This is a genomic window from Streptococcus sp. HMSC061E03, assembly GCF_001813505.1.
Lineage (GTDB): Bacteria > Bacillota > Bacilli > Lactobacillales > Streptococcaceae > Streptococcus.
The window spans coordinates 866,091-883,636 of the sequence record NZ_KV812784.1 but is presented as its reverse complement, the minus strand read 5'-3'; the positions used below and the strand labels follow the sequence as shown (position 1 = coordinate 883,636).

The 17,546-nt window shown below is 37.7% G+C and carries 22 protein-coding genes; 19 read left to right on the top strand and 3 right to left on the bottom strand.

Going from position 1 to position 17,546, the window contains the following annotated elements; genetic code table 11:
• From HMPREF2917_RS04465 to HMPREF2917_RS04410, 12 genes are all read left to right on the top strand, one after another.
• Positions 1-611: Ltp family lipoprotein (locus tag HMPREF2917_RS04465; protein ID WP_070589172.1), on the top strand; the 611-nt coding region annotated here is incomplete at its 5' end.
• A 325-nt stretch (positions 612-936) separates the two neighbouring features.
• Positions 937-1,248, top strand: coding sequence for a hypothetical protein (locus tag HMPREF2917_RS04460; protein ID WP_070589170.1), 312 nt, complete (start codon positions 937-939; stop codon positions 1,246-1,248).
• Positions 1,249-1,517: 269 nt separating this feature from the next.
• The gene (locus HMPREF2917_RS04455; protein WP_241672868.1) at positions 1,518-2,147 is read left to right on the top strand and encodes an Ltp family lipoprotein; all 630 of its coding nucleotides are present in this window, start codon (positions 1,518-1,520) and stop codon (positions 2,145-2,147) included.
• Between the two features lie 126 nt (positions 2,148-2,273).
• A complete protein-coding gene (locus HMPREF2917_RS04450) occupies positions 2,274-2,546 on the top strand; it encodes a hypothetical protein (RefSeq protein ID WP_070589166.1) in 273 nt (90 codons plus the stop codon).
• 162 nt (positions 2,547-2,708) lie between these two features.
• A complete protein-coding gene (locus tag HMPREF2917_RS04445) occupies positions 2,709-3,485 on the top strand; it encodes an Ltp family lipoprotein (protein WP_227038537.1) in 777 nt (258 codons plus the stop codon).
• Between the two features lie 201 nt (positions 3,486-3,686).
• The gene (locus HMPREF2917_RS04440) at positions 3,687-4,574 is read left to right on the top strand and encodes a DUF4300 family protein (RefSeq protein WP_070589164.1); all 888 of its coding nucleotides are present in this window, start codon (positions 3,687-3,689) and stop codon (positions 4,572-4,574) included.
• A gap of 3 nt (positions 4,575-4,577) precedes the next feature.
• On the top strand, positions 4,578-4,994 hold the full coding sequence (locus HMPREF2917_RS04435; protein WP_070589162.1) for a hypothetical protein: 417 nt from the start codon (positions 4,578-4,580) through the stop codon (positions 4,992-4,994).
• Positions 4,995-5,016: 22 nt separating this feature from the next.
• On the top strand, positions 5,017-5,772 hold the full coding sequence (locus HMPREF2917_RS04430) for a CPBP family intramembrane glutamic endopeptidase (protein ID WP_070589160.1): 756 nt from the start codon (positions 5,017-5,019) through the stop codon (positions 5,770-5,772).
• The gene (locus tag HMPREF2917_RS04425) at positions 5,769-6,524 is read left to right on the top strand and encodes a CPBP family intramembrane glutamic endopeptidase (protein ID WP_070589158.1); all 756 of its coding nucleotides are present in this window, start codon (positions 5,769-5,771) and stop codon (positions 6,522-6,524) included. Before HMPREF2917_RS04430 ends, HMPREF2917_RS04425 begins: the two co-directional genes overlap by 4 nt.
• A gap of 158 nt (positions 6,525-6,682) precedes the next feature.
• Positions 6,683-7,354, top strand: coding sequence for an ankyrin repeat domain-containing protein (locus HMPREF2917_RS04420; protein ID WP_070589156.1), 672 nt, complete (start codon positions 6,683-6,685; stop codon positions 7,352-7,354).
• A 187-nt stretch (positions 7,355-7,541) separates the two neighbouring features.
• Complete coding sequence (glpK, locus tag HMPREF2917_RS04415) at positions 7,542-9,050, top strand: glycerol kinase GlpK (RefSeq protein ID WP_070589154.1); 1,509 nt, start codon at positions 7,542-7,544, stop codon at positions 9,048-9,050.
• A 325-nt stretch (positions 9,051-9,375) separates the two neighbouring features.
• On the top strand, positions 9,376-10,140 hold the full coding sequence (locus tag HMPREF2917_RS04410) for a (S)-acetoin forming diacetyl reductase (protein ID WP_049472783.1): 765 nt from the start codon (positions 9,376-9,378) through the stop codon (positions 10,138-10,140).
• A 114-nt stretch (positions 10,141-10,254) separates the two neighbouring features.
• Here HMPREF2917_RS04410 and HMPREF2917_RS04405 read toward each other — a convergent pair whose 3' ends face one another.
• The 3 genes from HMPREF2917_RS04405 to HMPREF2917_RS04395 all read right to left on the bottom strand — a co-directional run bounded on the left by HMPREF2917_RS04405 (position 10,255) and on the right by HMPREF2917_RS04395 (position 12,197).
• Positions 10,255-10,497, bottom strand: a complete 243-nt coding sequence (locus HMPREF2917_RS04405) for a type B 50S ribosomal protein L31 (protein WP_003016441.1) — start codon at positions 10,495-10,497, stop codon at positions 10,255-10,257.
• Between the two features lie 161 nt (positions 10,498-10,658).
• Complete coding sequence (locus tag HMPREF2917_RS04400) at positions 10,659-11,222, bottom strand: DUF5336 domain-containing protein (RefSeq protein WP_070589152.1); 564 nt, start codon at positions 11,220-11,222, stop codon at positions 10,659-10,661.
• A 30-nt stretch (positions 11,223-11,252) separates the two neighbouring features.
• Positions 11,253-12,197, bottom strand: a complete 945-nt coding sequence (locus HMPREF2917_RS04395; protein WP_070589150.1) for a DHH family phosphoesterase — start codon at positions 12,195-12,197, stop codon at positions 11,253-11,255.
• A gap of 148 nt (positions 12,198-12,345) precedes the next feature.
• Between HMPREF2917_RS04395 and HMPREF2917_RS04390 the strand changes: the two genes are divergently transcribed.
• From HMPREF2917_RS04390 to HMPREF2917_RS11495, 7 genes are all read left to right on the top strand, one after another.
• The gene (locus tag HMPREF2917_RS04390; RefSeq protein WP_070589148.1) at positions 12,346-12,615 is read left to right on the top strand and encodes a TIGR04197 family type VII secretion effector; all 270 of its coding nucleotides are present in this window, start codon (positions 12,346-12,348) and stop codon (positions 12,613-12,615) included.
• 17 nt (positions 12,616-12,632) lie between these two features.
• Positions 12,633-12,992: a DUF3958 family protein gene (locus HMPREF2917_RS04385; RefSeq protein WP_045759360.1), complete on the top strand. Its 360-nt coding sequence runs from the start codon at positions 12,633-12,635 to the stop codon at positions 12,990-12,992.
• Positions 12,982-14,904 carry a DUF3114 domain-containing protein gene (locus HMPREF2917_RS04380; RefSeq protein ID WP_070589146.1) on the top strand — a complete coding sequence of 641 codons (1,923 nt, stop codon included), beginning with the start codon at positions 12,982-12,984 and terminating at the stop codon, positions 14,902-14,904. Before HMPREF2917_RS04385 ends, HMPREF2917_RS04380 begins: the two co-directional genes overlap by 11 nt.
• A complete protein-coding gene (locus HMPREF2917_RS04375; protein WP_229027534.1) occupies positions 14,825-15,472 on the top strand; it encodes a hypothetical protein in 648 nt (215 codons plus the stop codon). The genes HMPREF2917_RS04380 and HMPREF2917_RS04375 overlap by 80 nt, the downstream gene beginning before the upstream one ends.
• 97 nt (positions 15,473-15,569) lie before the next feature.
• On the top strand, positions 15,570-16,271 hold the full coding sequence (locus HMPREF2917_RS10915; RefSeq protein ID WP_229027535.1) for a hypothetical protein: 702 nt from the start codon (positions 15,570-15,572) through the stop codon (positions 16,269-16,271).
• 24 nt (positions 16,272-16,295) lie between these two features.
• Positions 16,296-16,946, top strand: coding sequence for a hypothetical protein (locus HMPREF2917_RS10910; protein WP_083307669.1), 651 nt, complete (start codon positions 16,296-16,298; stop codon positions 16,944-16,946).
• Positions 16,947-16,959: 13 nt separating this feature from the next.
• The coding region (locus tag HMPREF2917_RS11495) for a hypothetical protein (RefSeq protein ID WP_070589141.1) at positions 16,960-17,546 on the top strand (587 nt) is incomplete at its 3' end.

Below are 17,546 nucleotides of genomic sequence, written 5' to 3'. Positions count from 1 at the left end.
ATCAAAGAAGTTATAATGAATGGAAAAATTCATATTCAGGATCAAAAGTAACTTTTCCTGCACAAAAATACTCTTCTTCAAGTTCTAGTACGGAGTATGATTATAAAAAATCAAATACAAATTATGAACAAAATTCTTCTTCAAGTACACTCGATGAAGATATACCAGATAATTTGGTTCCATATGTAAAAGAAGCTAGGTCTATGTTAAAATATTTCACTTATTCAAAGCAATCTTGCAAAGAGAGTCTTATGCGACGGTATAAGCTTTCAGAGGATGATGCACAGTATGTGGTAGACAAGCTTGATATTGACTGGAAAGAGCAAGCGCTTTTAGAGGCAAAAGGATATTTAAGGTCTCCTTTTTCAAAAGAAAAATTAGTCTGGCAACTTATCAATATGGAGAAATTTACTCAAGAAGAAGTTGACTATGCTATGGAAAATATTAGTTCTGATTGGAAAGAGGAGGCTGTAAAAAAGGCTGAAGATTATTCAAAGGTTGCTAAATTAACAAAAGAAAGAGTATTTGAGTTGCTTATAAATGTTGACAAATTTACTCAAGAGGAAGCCGAGTACGCAATAGAACATGCAAAAATAGATTGGACGAATTAAACAATAGTTCTAGTGGTGATCTGAAGACCTTAAAAGACGCTAAAGAATCTAAAGTACCTAGGATAGAATATTAATAAAAGTGGCATAATGATGATCAAAACAAGCTTTTTTATCTATAATTGCTACTTGAGCAGTGATGATTACTTAAAACAAAAGGAAAGTGTTCCAGAGTAAATCGGAAATCAATATACGTCATGAGATTTAATGATTAAGAGACAGAGTGAGGGATGACTTGCCCTTGCTCTATTTTCCAAAATCCTATAGTTGTACTTTCCTCTACATAGGTGTATAATGTGTCCTTAGATAAACAAAATAGGAGTTTACTATGGAATTAAAAGATTTCACAGAAAAAGAACAAGAACAAATCAACCAGGGATTGAGTACAGCTGAGATTTCTGATAAAGAAGCAGCGAAGAAGTTGCTTGCTCTTGTACCGCAAGAATGGATCAAACGCATTCCTTTCTTTGTTAGAGGGCATGCGACGACCAAGACAGTTGAGCGTGTAGCTATGCGCTATCCTGAACTCTATGCCGTGGCCAAGCGCCAAGGAGACCTTCCTGAAAAAGAACGGGAAGAATTGCGTGTCATCATGACAGAAGTCTTTGAAGAAAAGATGAACAAACACAAGATTAAATAATCTTATATAATACTTTGTTATTTTTTTATCACATAATTGAACGAGTGATTGCAGTTGAAATATTGCAGTCGCTTTTTTTATTCACTAGTATGAAGACTTTTACACTAGTAAATAAAAATGAACAATATTTCATGGTATAATACTAATGAATGTAGTTCAAGAGGAATCAAGTATTCCATTGGAGAAAACAAGTAAAGGTATTCACTATGAAAAGATTTTTGATATTTATTTTTTCGGTGTTTGGATTGTTCGTAGGATGGATAGCTATTATGGTATATAGTTATCAAAGAAGTTATAATGAATGGAAAAATTCACGTTCAGGATCAAAGATAACTTATCCTGTACAAGAATACTCTTCTTCAAATTCTAGTACGAATTATTATGATTATAAAAAATACTCTTCTTCAAGTTCTAGTAAGACTTCAAGTTCTAGTACGAAGTATTATGATTATAAAAATTCAAATAAATCTACAGATGCATATGTAAAAGCTCTCTTTTTGTCAGAAAATTCTCATTTATCGAAACAGAAAATTGAACAAGATCTAACAAGGTGGTATTCAGAGGATGCTTGCCAGTACGCTATGAATAAACTTAATATAGACTGGAAAGAGCAAGCTGTTTTAAAAGCAAAATCACTTCAAATGTTTCATTTTTCAAAAGAAATGTTAGTTTGGCAACTTGTAAATGATGATTTATTTACTCAAAAAGAGGCTGACTATGCTGCAGAACAAGTTCATTTCGATTGGAAGGAGAACGCTGTGAAAGAAGCGGAATCTTATGCAAACGGTAGCAAAATTTCGAAAGAAAAGATATTAGAAATACTTGTTGAAAATAGAAAATTTACTCAAGAGGAAGCGGAGTACGCAATAGAACATGCCAAAATAGATTGGGATGACTAAAATATAATAGGATGACTAAAATATAATAGTGATATGTTTTTATCTAAATATTCTTCCATTACAAACAAATTTGTCAATAAAAACATTTTTAACTTTTAGAACTTTACAGAAAAAGAACAGGAACAAATCAACCAAGGTTTGAGTACAGCTGAGATTTCTGATAAGGAAGCGGGTAAGAAGTTGCTTGCTCTTGTACCGCAAGAATGGATCAAACGCATTCCTTTCTTTGTTAGAGGGCATGCGACGACCAAGACAGTTGAGCGTGTAGCCAAGCAATACCCTGAACTTTATGCCGTGGCCAAACGCCAAGGAGACCTTCCTGAAAAAGAAGGGGAAGAGCTCCGCAAAATTATGACTGGCATTTTTGAAGAAAAGATGAACAAACACAAGATCAAATAATCTTTTATAACACTTTGTTATTTTTTATCTCACAAATGAACGAGTGATTGCAGTTGAACTATTGCAGTCGCTTTTTTGTTTACTAGTATGAAGACTTTTACATTAGTTAATAAAAAAGAAGAATATTTCATGATATAATACTAATGAAAGTAGTTCAAGAGGATGAAAGATTCCATTGGAGAAAAACAAGCAAAGGTATTCATTATGAAAAAATTTGTTATATTTATTTTTACGATGTTTGGATTGATGGTAGGAATGTTAGCTTTGATGGCAATTGAGTATCAAATAAGTTATAATAAATGGATAAATTCACGTTCAGGATCACAGCTGACTAAACCTGTACAAAAATACTCTTCTTCAACTGATGGAAATAAGGATGATTTTGAATCATCAAAACAAGAATACGCTTCTTCAAGTGACAAAAAAAATAAGGATGATTTAGAATCATTAATGAATATGTTTAAGAAAAGAGTTTATCCTTTACCTTTACTAGATGCAGAATATACAAGTGCATATGCAACAGCTAAAGAATTTTTAAAGAAATCTCCTTTATCGATGCAGCAAATTAAAAATGATCTTACTAAGAATGACAGGTATTCAGAAGATGCTTCCCTGTATGCTATCGATAAGCTTAATATAGACTGGAAAGAGCAAGCACTTTTAAAAGCAAAATCATATCAAATGTATCATTATTCAAAAGAAAAGTTAGTTGATCAACTTATAAAATTTGATCTATTTACTCAAGAAGAGGCTGACTATGCTGTGGAGCAAGGTCATTTTGATTGGAAAGAGGAAGCTGTTAAAGCAGTGGAATCTTTTGGAAGCGGTGGCAACTATTCGAAAGAAAGATTATTAGAAAAACTTGTTGAAATAAGAAAGTTTACTCAAGAGGAAGCGGAGTACGCAATAGAACATGCCAAAATAGATTGGTCTGATTAAACGATAATTTTAATTTTGATTTTTGTAACATATTAAAGAGCTGGACAGTCTGCCAGCTCTTTTTTGTTACTTATAAACTTTTCTCATTTCGTAAAAAATAGTTGGAGCAAAGCTAGTTTTAAACTATAATAGAGGAAAAGGATTATCGATATGAAAAATTTATAGAACAAACATTTTAATCAATAGAGAAGGAACCAGTTTATGAAACCATCTAAAAAATTCATGCTCCTTACTAGCTGTGCCTTGGCGATCTTTGCTTTAGTGGCTTGTAGTAGCAACCAAAAGCAATACAAGGAAAAGCAGGCAAGTTCCACTGTACAGAAATCTAGTTCAGATAAGGAGCGCTACAAGGGAAGCTACAGCAACCTCAACAGCAAGGCGAGTGTCGAAGAAGTGCGGACTCTCTTGTCTGCTTATTTGGATCAGGACAGTGTAGATAAATTTCTGGGTCTAGTAACGGACTACGATAGCATTGTCGGCTCGGTCGGCTTGACGGGTGACTTTAGCACCTTCAAGAAAACAGACTACAATGTTGAGAAGATCAGTGACTTGTGGACCAAGAAAAAGGGTGATTTCGTCGGGACCAACTGCCGGATCAATAGTTATACTCTTCTGAAGAACCGCATCGAGATTCCTAAGATGAAAGCGGATAGTGAACTCTTGTTCGTGGATAATGATGCCATTGAAAAAGGGAATATCTTCGATGATGCAGATAAGGAAGCCTTTAACATACTGTATTCACGAGTTCCGACAGAAGCGACAACGGATGTCAAAGTCCATGCCAAGAAGATGGAAGAGTATTTTTCTCACTTCAAGTTCAATGAAAATGCGCGCATGCTTTCCGTTATTGTTCATGATAACCTAGATGGCAATACCCTTTTTGTCGGTCACGTCGGTGTCTTGGTTCCTGCCAAGGACGGCTATCTCTTTGTCGAAAAGCTGACATTTGAAGAGCCCTATCAAGCCATCAAGTTTGCGACTAAGGAAGATGTCTACAAATACTTGGAGACCAAGTACCAAGACTATACAGGCGAAGGTCTAGCTAAGCCCTTTATCATGGATAATGAAAAATGGGTTGAGATGAAGTAGAGGATGAAAGACAGCGTGTTAGAATACAGAAAGATAATGGAGTATGCTCCGATTCTATATGTGCTCGTTTTCTTGCTCTTTTTCAGTCTTCTACTTTACCTGAGAAGAAGGGCAATCGTGAAACGTAGTGGTGGTCCCTTCTTTGCTCCCTTCCATATTAACCGTGGAATCTTCTATATCCATGTCGCTCTGTGTTTCAGTCGGCGAATGATCCCACTGAAAGAGATCAAGCGAATCACGTATGTAATTTTTCGTGGACGATCTGGTGGCGGGGCTCGCTATGCTTTCTATATTGAACTCAGAAATGGAAAGACCGTTCCCTTCTTTTTTGGAAAAAGTAAGCGGAATGAAGAGCTAGTGGAGAAGCTCAAACGAAATGCAGGTAAGTATGGGTTTAAGGTAGATAGCACTGGAAATTAATTGAAAGAAAAAGGAATCACGAATGAATAGAAAGCAAGCCCTATCTATGTATTTGTTAGGGACCTTTGGTCAAGTATTAGGAGTCAGCCTTCTGGTTTGTTTTTTAAGAGCAGGAGGAGTCAAGGTTGATTTTACATCACCATTTGGGATCATCGCTATTATTGTAGGTGGCTTGTCATCAGCTTTGTGGGGCAGTCTTGCAAGCATTAGTTACCATCAATCTAGTTTCAAACAAGTTCTAAAAGATTTTTTTCAAGTCAAAGACAGTTTAGCAAATTATTGTTTAGTGCTCATTTTCTTGCTGTTCGACTTTTTCCCTTTTATCTTTGGTGGTCAGATCACCACTCAATCGTTGGTCTTGCCAGTAGTGCTTTTTTTCAAGGCTCTTCTTTTTGGTGGAGTTGAAGAAATTGGCTGGCGTTATTTCTTTCAACCAACTTTGGAAGAAAGAATACCTTATCTTTTAGCTACTTTGATCACCTTTTTAGCTTGGTCTAGCTGGCATCTTTTTTACTTTTACATTGATGGTTCTTTAGCTGTCATTCAGTTGTTTCCGTTTCTAGTTGGACTGCTAACTAACTGTTTTATCTTATCGGCCTTGTATCATAAAACGAAAAATTTATGGATCTGTGTCATGACTCATGCCTGTATTAATTCCTTGTCTCAGATTCTAGTGAATGAAGATGGATGGCTATCTCTAGTCAGTAAATTTTTTATTATTAGTTTAGCAATCATGATTGCAAGAAAGAAGTCTGTAACTCTAAAGGAGGAAAAATGAGCAAATCTATTTCAAAACAATCAGTCTCTATCTGGTATGCACTGACTGCCCTCCTAGCTACCTTTCTAGTAGGCCAAGTGATCCTTTGGTTTTTCCCAGATAGGAGTAGTATGGGGGCCTCACTACTGTTTATCCTAATGAACTTGATTCCCATGATTACTGCGGCTGTCTTTTCTCTTGTGTTGAGGGAAGTTAACTCCTTGGGTGATTTTTTCAAAAAGATTTTTCTTCAAAAAGAAAGTTCCCTATCCTGGATCCTAGCTTTCTTCATCCCCGTCATCTATTATGGGATTTCCATCTTGCTTATGAATGTTCGCTTTACTGGGAACTCCCTCTTGGCCTTCTTCCTCTATTTTCCTTGGACCTTTTTATATGGAGGTCTGGAAGAAGTCGGTTGGCGTTGGTTTTTACAAGAGCATCTTTCCTTTAGTAAGCACTTTATACCTAAAATGATGGTTCTTTCCATTGTCTGGTTCCTCTGGCATATTCCTATCTATCAACTCCCTTGGATTACAGCAGGTTCGTCCAACTATCTCATCTTTTACCTGATGATTTTAGGGAATACCTTCCTATTTGGAGCGCTCAAGGAGTACTCGAAAGGAGCTGTCCCTTGTATCCTCGCTCATATGCTAATTGATAGTCTGGCTGTCCTTATGCTGGTTCAAAGTTCTCTTCCTCAGATTATCCTTCTAGTTATTTTCGAAATCCTAGTAGCCTCTTGGCTAGTGGCTATACGAAAATCAGAGAAATAGAATTGTAACTTTTTCGGTGGGAGTCTGTCATCTTTACCCTTTAGGACTTCAATGTAGACTCCATAAAATGCTATAATCAGTTTAACGAAGAACCTAGAGATAGGATCAAAGTATCAACACAGTGTTATTCTTATCTATAATGAGAGAGGGGGAAAACCATGCAAAAAACCTTTCAGTTGTTGCGAAGAGGAGATATAGAGGGAGTCCGTCAGATATTGGATAAAAAGCCTGAAGAAGTCAATGCTGTTTCGGGTGACAAACCTAAAAGAGATCAGGGACAGTCGCTCCTTCAAGTCGCTATCAAATCGGGACATTTAGATATTGCAGACTTACTTCTTGATAGAGGAGCAGATCTTAACTTTATTGAAGAGCCGACAGAGCTGAATCCATTTTGTCAACCAGTCCTCCAAACAGCGGGTGGACGAGCTGTATTTGACTGCCGGCGCATGATCAAACGCTGGAATGGTCAATATGAGATGTATTCGTCTAAGGAAAAGGCTGACCAGTCTTTCAAGGTTTTTGAGAAAATGTTGGAACTTGGGGCCGATATCTCTCAGAAGGACAGCCATGGTGGGACTTTGTTGCAAACTATTTTAATTGAAACCAAGGAAGTTCTGCCATCTTATTATTGGAAAACAAAAGAAACAAGCGATAATGTCCTCATAACGGATGAATTACGTCATGATTTAAATCGTATTTATGATCTATTAATTCGTTACGGTGTGACTGCGGATGAAATAGCGGTCTATCAGAAGATTCCCCTCAAAGAGCTTTACCAAGACAGTCCGACCATGGAGTTCTTAAATCGGTTAGATCAAGGCAGATCTTGATAAGCATTTGAACTACTAGTTAAAAGAGCCTCAGGGCTCTTTTTGCTTGGTCTGACAAAGTTAGAAGTAGTAGGAAAATGTTAGACCGGATTTTCTTAAAAAAATGGATACAAATTCTAGATGAAATAGAGTATACTAGTTTATGAAAGAACAAGATTTTTAAGTACCTAATTTAGGAGGGCAGTTTATGTCTCAAGAAACTTTCATCATGGCGATTGACCAGGGAACCACTAGTTCGCGGGCTATCATTTTTAATAAAAAAGGCGAGCAAGTTAGCTCTAGTCAAAAGGAATTCACTCAGATTTTTCCGCAGGCTGGTTGGGTGGAGCACAATGCCAATGAAATTTGGAACTCGGTGCAGTCGGTGATTGCTGAGGTTTTTATCGAAAGTGGCATCAAGCCCAATCAAATAGAGGCAATCGGCATTACCAATCAGCGAGAAACGACAGTTGTTTGGGATAAGAACACGGGGCTTCCTATTTACAATGCCATTGTCTGGCAATCACGGCAAACTGCTCCACTGGCTGAGGAACTTAAAAACCAAGGCTATGTAGAAACCTTCCATCAAAAGACAGGTCTAGTTATCGATGCCTACTTTTCAGCGACTAAAGTTCGTTGGATTTTGGACCATGTAGAAGGGGCGCAAGAGCGTGCGGAGAAGGGCGAATTGCTCTTTGGAACCATTGATACTTGGCTGGTCTGGAAGCTGACGGATGGAGCTGCCCACGTGACAGACTATTCCAATGCTGCCCGTACCATGCTTTACAATATCAAGGAACTGAAATGGGACGATGAGATTTTGGAAATCCTCAACATTCCTAAAGACATGCTTCCTGAAGTGCGTTCAAACTCTGAAATCTATGGCAAGACAGCTCCTTTCCATTTCTACGGTGGACAAGTGCCGATTGCAGGGATGGCGGGGGACCAGCAGGCTGCTCTCTTTGGTCAATTAGCCTTTGAACCTGGTATGGTCAAAAATACTTATGGAACTGGATCTTTCATCATCATGAATACGGGTGAGGAGATGCAGTTGTCAGAAAACAACTTGCTGACGACGATTGGTTATGGGATCAATGGCAAGGTCTACTACGCCCTTGAAGGATCTATCTTTATCGCTGGAAGTGCCATTCAATGGCTCCGTGATGGCCTGCGTATGATAGACAATTCACCTGAATCTGAGGCCTATGCTTTGAAGTCCCAGAACCAGGATGAAATCTATGTGGTCCCTGCCTTTACGGGTCTTGGAGCACCATATTGGAATCAAGAGGCGCGTGGTTCTGTCTTCGGACTTACCCGGGGAACGACCAAGGAAGACTTTATCAAAGCAACCCTTCAATCCATTGCCTATCAAGTACGCGATATCATCGACACCATGCAGGTAGATGCAAAAACTCCTATCCCTGTCTTAAAAGTAGACGGAGGGGCAGCGAAAAATGATTACTTAATGCAGTTTCAGGCAGATATTCTTGGGATTGCGATTGCCCGCGCGAAAAACCTGGAAACAACGGCTTTAGGAGCAGCCTTCCTAGCAGGTCTGACCGTAGGCTATTGGAAGGACTTGGAAGAATTAAAATCTCTTCATGGAGCAGCCCAAATCTTTGAACCCAAGATGAATGAATCCCGAAAGGAAGAGCTGTACAAGGGGTGGAAGAAAGCAGTCAAAGCCACTCAAGTATTTGCGGAATCTGATGACTAAAGGGACCCATCAAACGAATAGTTTAAGAGAAGCCTTCGAAAGAAGGCTTTTTATGTAGCTTTTACAGAATAGAACAGTTATCTGTTTGGCTAAAAGCTTTACTCTATTTCACGCTTTCGTTCATTTATCACTAAATAAAAATATCATATAAATAAACTTTTTTTAAAAAATAACAGGCCAGAGTTTGACACTTTTTTCACAAAGGAGTATACTGTTAGCATAGTTTTGTCGGAAATTTATAATAGACCCCATCAAAACTAGTTGTCAACCCTTGCTGTTCTGATAGGAACGTTTGCTGGTATCGTTGATACCAAGGAGGAATCATATGTCTAAAGTAGCTATTGTCACAGGTGCTGGTCAAGGAATCGGTTTTGCAATCGCAAAACGCTTGGTGCAAGATGGCTTTAAGGTTGGAGTATTGGACTACAATGCTGAAACAGCTGAAAAAGCAGTTGCTGAGTTATCGGCTGAAAATGCTTTTGCGGTTGTTGCTGATGTATCTAAAAAAGAAGAAGTGGCTGCAGCTTTCCAAAAGGTTGTTGACCATTTTGGAGATTTGAATGTTGTCGTAAACAATGCAGGTGTTGCGCCAACTACACCACTTGATACAATTACAGAAGAACAATTTACACGTACATTTGCTATTAACGTTGGTGGCGTGATTTGGGGTGCTCAAGCTGCACAAGCTCAATTCAAAGCGCTTGGCCATGGCGGAAAAATCATCAATGCAACTTCACAAGCAGGTGTTGTCGGAAATCCAAACTTGACTGTTTATGGTGGTACTAAATTTGCAGTTCGTGGTATCACACAGACTTTGGCGCGTGACTTGGCTGATTCAGGCATCACTGTCAATGCCTACGCACCAGGTATCGTCAAGACTCCAATGATGTTTGACATTGCCCATGAAGTTGGTAAGAACGCAGGTAAAGATGACGAATGGGGTATGCAAACATTCGCTAAAGATATCACTTTGAAACGTCTTTCTGAACCAGAAGATGTAGCAGCGGCTGTCAGCTTCCTTGCTGGACCTGACTCAAACTACATCACAGGTCAAACCATTATCGTGGATGGTGGTATGCAATTCCATTAAGATGAAAAAAGAGGTTGGGATCAACATCCTAACCTCTTATTTTGTGCGTTCACAATAAAAGAAACGGAGATCAAAAAAACCACTCCCGAAAGGGAAGTGGTTCTGTGTTGGTTCTTATTTGAGACCGTATTTTTTGTTGAAACGATCCACACGTCCATCTGCTTGAGTGAACTTTTGACGTCCTGTGTAGAATGGGTGTGAGTCTGATGAAATTTCAACACGGATCAATGGGTAAGTTTCACCTTCGAATTCAACAGTCTCGCTAGAGTACTTAGTTGAACCGCTGAGGAACTTGTAACCAGTAGTAGTGTCCATGAAGACAACAGGGCGATATTCTGGATGGATATCTTTTTTCATTTTGCAATATTTCCTTTCTGCCATGGTCTCTTTCCGAGCCATAGATTGTTACTAAGCTAGTTTACCAAATTTCCAAGATCTTGACAAGTATTTTCACTAATTTTATTTAAATTTATGATCAAAAAAATCACCCTGGCTAAGCCAAGGTGAATCTAATCTTATTATTGTTCAGATTGATTTGGATCTTTTGGTGCTTCAACTGGTTGATCAGCTTGTCCCTCAGTGTGTTCGTGTGATTCTTTTTTGATTTCATTTACAGCAGTTTTTACAGTAGAAGTTGTCACGCGTCCAACAGATTGGGCAAATCCTTTACCAGATTCAGAAAGTTCTTCGAATGTTCCTTTTGTGATTTTACCACCTGACATCGCCAAGAGACCAGTTACAACAATAGCGATTGATGCGATCAAAGCAAGGATCAAACCAAAGCCAATTGAAACGCCATAACCATTGAAGTCAACAGCGTACTTGTTCACACCGAAGACATCGATCAATGTTACGATAGTTGAGAGAGCTCCTGCTACGATAACACCAATTGCAAAACCTTTTGGTAGTGAAGATTTTACATCGTTCAAGCAAGCAAGGACAATCGCAACGACTGCGAAGATAATAACAAACCATCCATCTCCGCGAAGGCCATTCCAGGTGTATGAACCAAAATTTCCAGCATTAAGGTTTGCCCATGGCAAGAAAGAGCTAAGAATCGCTACCGCAAATGAAAACCCCATTACCAAGATAAAAAGGCTGAGAAACCGTTCTCAGCCTTCGTTTGTGCGTGCCACTTCTTGTAGCTCTTGGTAGATTTGGTCGTTTTCCTCAAGAGAGTAGGAGTTGGCTCCACTAGCTAGTGGATGGCCACCACCATTATGACGTTTGGCAATTTCGTTGATCACTTTGCGTTTGCTACGCATCCGGACACGGAAGTGACCGTCGGCCTGCTCGACAAAGATAGCCCAAACAGACACGGTATCAATGCGCCCAGGGGCTCCGACAATTGCAGCAGTCTCTGAATCACGTAGATCGAATTTCTTTAAGAGTTCTTGTGTCAAGGTCACACGCGCAGCGCCATGTTCATCGATCTCGAGATGGTCATAAACATAGCCTTGAAGCTTAGCAGTTTTGAGATTGATCGTATCCATCTGACGAGCAAGTGCTGTAAAATCAAAGGGAATGCTTCGAAGAAAGGCAGCGATCTCAAAGGTTCGAGTCGAAGTAGTAGGATAAAGGAAGCGACCCGTATCGCCGACAATCCCAGCATAGAGAAGACGCGCAGCACTTACAGGAAGTTCAAGATCCAATTCCTTAGCAAAAAGTGCAATCAACTCACTGGTAGAGCTAGACTCAGTATCGACCCAGAGCAGATCGCCATAAGCATCGTCATTTGGGTGGTGGTCGATCTTGATCAGGAAATCACCCTTTGTACAGCGCTTGTCATCGATGCGGGGAGTATTGGCCGTATCACAGACAATCACCAAAGCTCCAGCATAGTCCTCATCCTTGACTTCATCCATTTCAGCAAGCCAAGTCAAGGTCGGTTCATCATAGCCAGTTGCCAAAACCCGCTTTTGAGTGAAGTGCGCACGCAGGAGATCCCGCAAGCCCACCTGGCTACCAATCGCATCCGGATCCGGATTCTGATGACGGTGGATAATAATCGTGTCATAAGCTTGAATTTTTTCAAGAATTTCATTCATTACGTTCATACATTACCTCATTTTCTCTGTCAATTTTAACATAAGAAAGGCCCATCAAGCAAGCATTTATCACTAATTAGGAGCTGTGGAAGCGGTTTTACATTAGTTCAATATTTTGGTAGAATGGATAAATAGATTTAGTATGGGAGGGACTAGGATGATTGAAATTAAAAGTAATGCTGATACGGCGCAAGAGTTAGCGGCTTCTTTAAAAAGTAGTGGAGATGCACTTTCGGGAGTTGCATCAGCTTCAAAAGATGAACAAACCAAACTATCTGGTAATGATGCGGCCCATCAAGCCATTGATACTGCTAAAACCAAAGCAGAAGAAATTGCAGCAGCGATTGAATCAATCGGGACCAACTTGCAAAGTGTTTCAATTGGATTTACAGCAGTGGATGAAGCGACTGCTGCGAGCATTCAATAGCTTGAAATAGTAGGAAGATGAATCACGATCAACAACTATCGGAATTAAGAATACAAGAAGACCAACTTTCCCAAAAAGAAAGAGAAATTGTAAGAGAAAAAAGAAATCTGGAAGATGAGTTGAACCGCTTTGAGGGCTATAGCTCTGATGCGCACCGTTATTTATGGGATGCATTTGAATCCTATCCTTCCTCTAGAAATTTTTTTGACCAACTTCAAGAGGGATTTCTTCATGAATCACGAAAAATTTCAAATAGTTATTTAGAAGAGCTGGATGAATTAGCTATTCAAAAAAGAAAAGTCGAAGATGATTTAAATGATATCTATCATGAACGGAAAAAATTAATGATTGAAAAGGAGTGTGACGATGGGAATTGAAGTTTATCGCGGTAGTTTGGATAGCCAAGCTAGTAGCACAGGTACGATGATTGAGCAACAATTGAAAGCTTATGAATCACTAGAAACATCATTAACTCAAATAGAAAATTCTGCCTCGCGCTTGTCTGGCCAAGCTTACGACTCTTTTAGAAGCTTTGTGACAAGTGTTGTCCAGCCATTGAAGGAGGCCGGTGTAGCTTTAGCAGAAGCTACACAAGAAAGTGTGAAGAAGCTTCCAGCATCCTATCGCTCGGAGGTGGCTGACGAGGACTTACAGGAAGAAAAGTTGGTTTCTGATATTGAACAGTGTGATCGGATGATTGCTATCTTTCATGCAGAGATCAATGAAATTGCTGCTAGTAAATCGACTAGTGCTGGAGATTTTCAACGGTTGCAGAGATTACAGAGGATTCAAGGCTTAAACGTATTTGAAAGTATTTTTAAAGCTACTAAAAATAAACTACAAGAAAAATTAAATAAACTCAGAGCGTTTAATGCATCATCGCCAAGTATCTTCTGGGAAATTGATGTTTTAGCCCAAGCTATTCAAACAGCTGTCAATCAAATTAACGTAGCGTGGAATCCAAATACCGGAATGTATTCTATTCCAAAGGATTTATCCTGGTCAGATCTCGTAAATGAAACGATTAAGAATAAAGAGTTTGAAAATGAATATTTGCCAAAGAAACCAAAGGATGTAACAGCGTTCGAATATAACCAATTTCTTACGGGATTACGTGAACAATCAGTGAACCTTAAAAAAATAGATGGCTGGGATAAGGATGCCATCAAAGGTTATGTTAAAGGCGTTTCAAAAAGAACAGCTGATATCAAGACAGGCAGTGAGTTAAATGCAAGGAGAGATGCTTTGTATGCAGAAACCAAGGAGATTGGATCCGATATTTATACAGAGATGTATGCTGCTAGTAAACTCGATTCAGAAGCGAAAGTAAAACTTGTTCTTAAGCAATTGGGTGCAGAAACGGATGGTAATCAGTTTATGCATTTGACAAGCAAAACGCATAAGATTTCAGAGAACCTACCACCACACGGTGATTTCAACATGTATTTCAGACGGGATGTTGTAAAAGCATTCGGTGATAAACATCTTAATTACAAAAAAGATTTACTTAGGCAGCAAGTTCATTTCTTCCGCTACTATTTGGATCGCCAAGCAATTTACTATATTCGTAATCACTACGAAGGAGCAACTGATTATGAGAAACTGTTAGCATATGGCAAAGAAAATAATATTGAATTTGATTACACAACCGGCTCTAACTACCATAATCGCTTTAATCCAAAAGAAGGCTTCAAACGCCCCTATAATATGAAGGTTCAAGTCCCTCAGGGCAATTCAGCTAAAGGAAAAGATTTGAACAATGCACGGATGGTGGAATTTATTGTGAATATAGACACCGGCGAGTTTGAGAGTCAATGGGATGCCTATGACAATCATAAACTAGCAGATGGTCGCTATGATTCCAATCCAGGAAAATATTCTAATGAAGAATTAAGAGAAATCGCCAATACGGAGTCCTTTAATTACGGCCCTTCAAAAGGTAATAATACGGATGTTTCGGGAATTTATCAAGGAAAACATGGAATGCTTGATGTGGATGGTACTCCTGAGCCAGCTACTCGATCTGAAGCCAAAAGACTATTTCGCTACGAAAATGATTTGGGTAAAACAGATGAAAAAACTGCTCATGTAGGTCAATTTGCGGATATTGTAAAAGGAGGAGGACATGAAGACTATGAAGCATGGCAACGTAATACAAAAGGAATGTCAGAAAAAGAAAAAATGGAAGAGTATAATAAATATAAAAGTTATGCTAGTGGCATTAAGCCTAGCGATCGCGGGTATAATAAGTATACTCGTAGCCCTGAGTACATCAAAGAGCATAAGTGATACTCATTCAATATTAATAAATAAACGTTATATTGAGACTCAAAGTATTTCAGATAATGATAAAAAATTATCAATCAGTGCGGGTTTTGATTTAAAAGAAAAAGAATTTTTTTATTACCATGGAGCTGCAGTAAAAAATAATAAATTGTATGGTGGTAGTCAGGAATATAGTGCTGCGGAGTATTATAAAAGAGCTTTGGATATTGAGCTCACTTCAGCACTTTTAAATCACCAAATAAATATTAAAGATATAAAAGATTCCAACTATCAAATCACTCGTTCAACTGATTCATTGATCAATAAAAAATTATTAGAAGAAAAACAACCGCCTGAATTTGAAGGTAGATATTCTATCAAGGATAGTCAGTTTTCCAAAGTCCGTATCACCTACAACAAAGAATTTCTACCAACAAAAATTGAGTGGTACTATAAGGGTGAAGAAGGACTAAAATGGTACACTTGGCGCACCTATTCGTATCCTTTCAAAAATAAGTCTGATTTTGATAAAAAGCTGGATGAAGAAATCGAAAATATTAAAGAAATTCAAGAGGAAAATGAGGGAGATTAAACTAGTTTTGAGATAAAGCTGAGCTTACATATGTCTCAGCTTTTTGAATAGTTTAACACTTCACTTTGGATGTATATTTTGCTAGAATGTGATAGATATGATGAAAGAAATTAAAAAGAGACGATTTAGCCTAAAATCCATTTTATTGCTGACTCTTCTATTGCTTACTATAGCTAGTATTATTATAGTTGTCCAAAGAGGTAAGACTCAAGAAGATTCAAAATCGATATTAGAGCATCAAAGGTTTATTGTAGTTGATGATTCAACAAACAAAGATCAATATAATCATAACTTTGAGATTGGAATTGATCTGAAAAATAAGAATTATTATAATTCTATTCAAGCAGCGATTAAAAATGGGAAAAAATTTGGAGAATATGCGTCCGTTTCTTCGTCTGATAGTTATAATGGTATTCTCTATGAGGAAGTTACCTCCGCAATTCTGAATTTAAAGGTTCCAAAAGAAGAGATCGAGAAGTCAAACTTTATCATTGAACGAGATCCGAAATCTCTAATCACTAAGTCACTAATGAAAGAAAAAATAACACCTGAATTTGAGTCTAGAGTTTTAGATAAAGAAGACCAATTTACCAAAGTGCGGATCACCTATAATCGTGATTACTTGCCAGTCAAGCTTGAATGGTATTTTAAAGGGAAAGATGGGTTGAAGTGGTATACTTGGAGCCGTTTTTCCTACCCCTATAAGAATGAATCTGAATTCAATAAAAAATTAGATGAAGAAATCAAGAGGATCAAAGATATTGAAAAGGAACACGAAGCGGAAGGAGAGGATGGTTAAAGATCAAAAAAGGTGAAATAGTAAATGTGGAAAAAAATAAGAGTTGTAAGTATTTTATCGATTTGCATACTTTTCATATGTATTGTAGGATTTTTCGTGATTTCAAAGGCGGATATGGATATAAAACAAACGAGCTATGAAAGAATGCAAGCCCGTCAATTTGTTACAGTTCAGGATAGTAGATATCCCGAAGATGAGGTTAGTTTTGACTTGAAATTACATGAATTTTATAGTAATACTAATGCTATAAAAAATGGGAAAATTTATGTAAATAGCGTATACACGCCAACTGTTCTGTATAAAAGTAAATTGGAGGACATGGTAACATATGGAATTATGAATATTCCGATTACAAAAAGGGATATTTTGGATCATCAGTATACGTTGGAATTTAAAGCAAGTATATTTATCAATCAAAATTATCTTTCTGATTTAAAGAAAGGATATATAGAAAATTATTATGTACACGATAAGATGAGTAAAGTTCGTGTCACTTATAATAAAGAATTTCTGCCAACAAAGCTTGAAGGATACTATGAAAAAAATGGAGAAATGAGTTGGAATACAATTCGCACTTATTTATACCCATTTAAAAACAAATCTGACTTCGATAAGAAATTAGATGAGCAAATCCATCTGATAAAAGAGATTGAAAGCGAAAAAGAGGAAGATTAGTCTATAGAGTGATATGAAAGTATTAAATAATTCGTTAAAGTTAAAAGCTCTATCGAAGAATCATCTTCTCTTAATCGTGGTAGTCATAATAATAGCAACTGTTTTAAGTATCCGAATAGTCAACCATGTTCAAAAACAACCGAAGGATGCTTATGCTATTTTACAAAAGCAGAGATTTGTTTTTATTCAAAATCAAGATGATTTGGAACAAGGTAACGATGCAGGAGCAGGATTTGATTTACAAAAAGAGAACCTATTTGTGTCTTTTAGCACTGTGATTAAAAATAATAAATTATATGGTAAAAGTGGAGTCTATACGACTAAAGGATTTTATGCACGTGCACTAAATGGTGGAATATCATCGATATTATTGAATTTAAAGGTTACGCCTGAAGAGATTGAAAAGCATCATTTTCAGATCGAACGATCTCCAGAATCTTTAATAAATCAAAAATTTCTAAAAGAGAAATACCCGCCAGAATTTGAGTTGCAATATAAATATCGAAAAAAGAATCAGTTTTCAAAAGTCCGCATCACCTACAACAAAGAGTTTTTACCTACTAGAATCGAGTGGTACTATAAGGGTGAAGAAGGACTAAA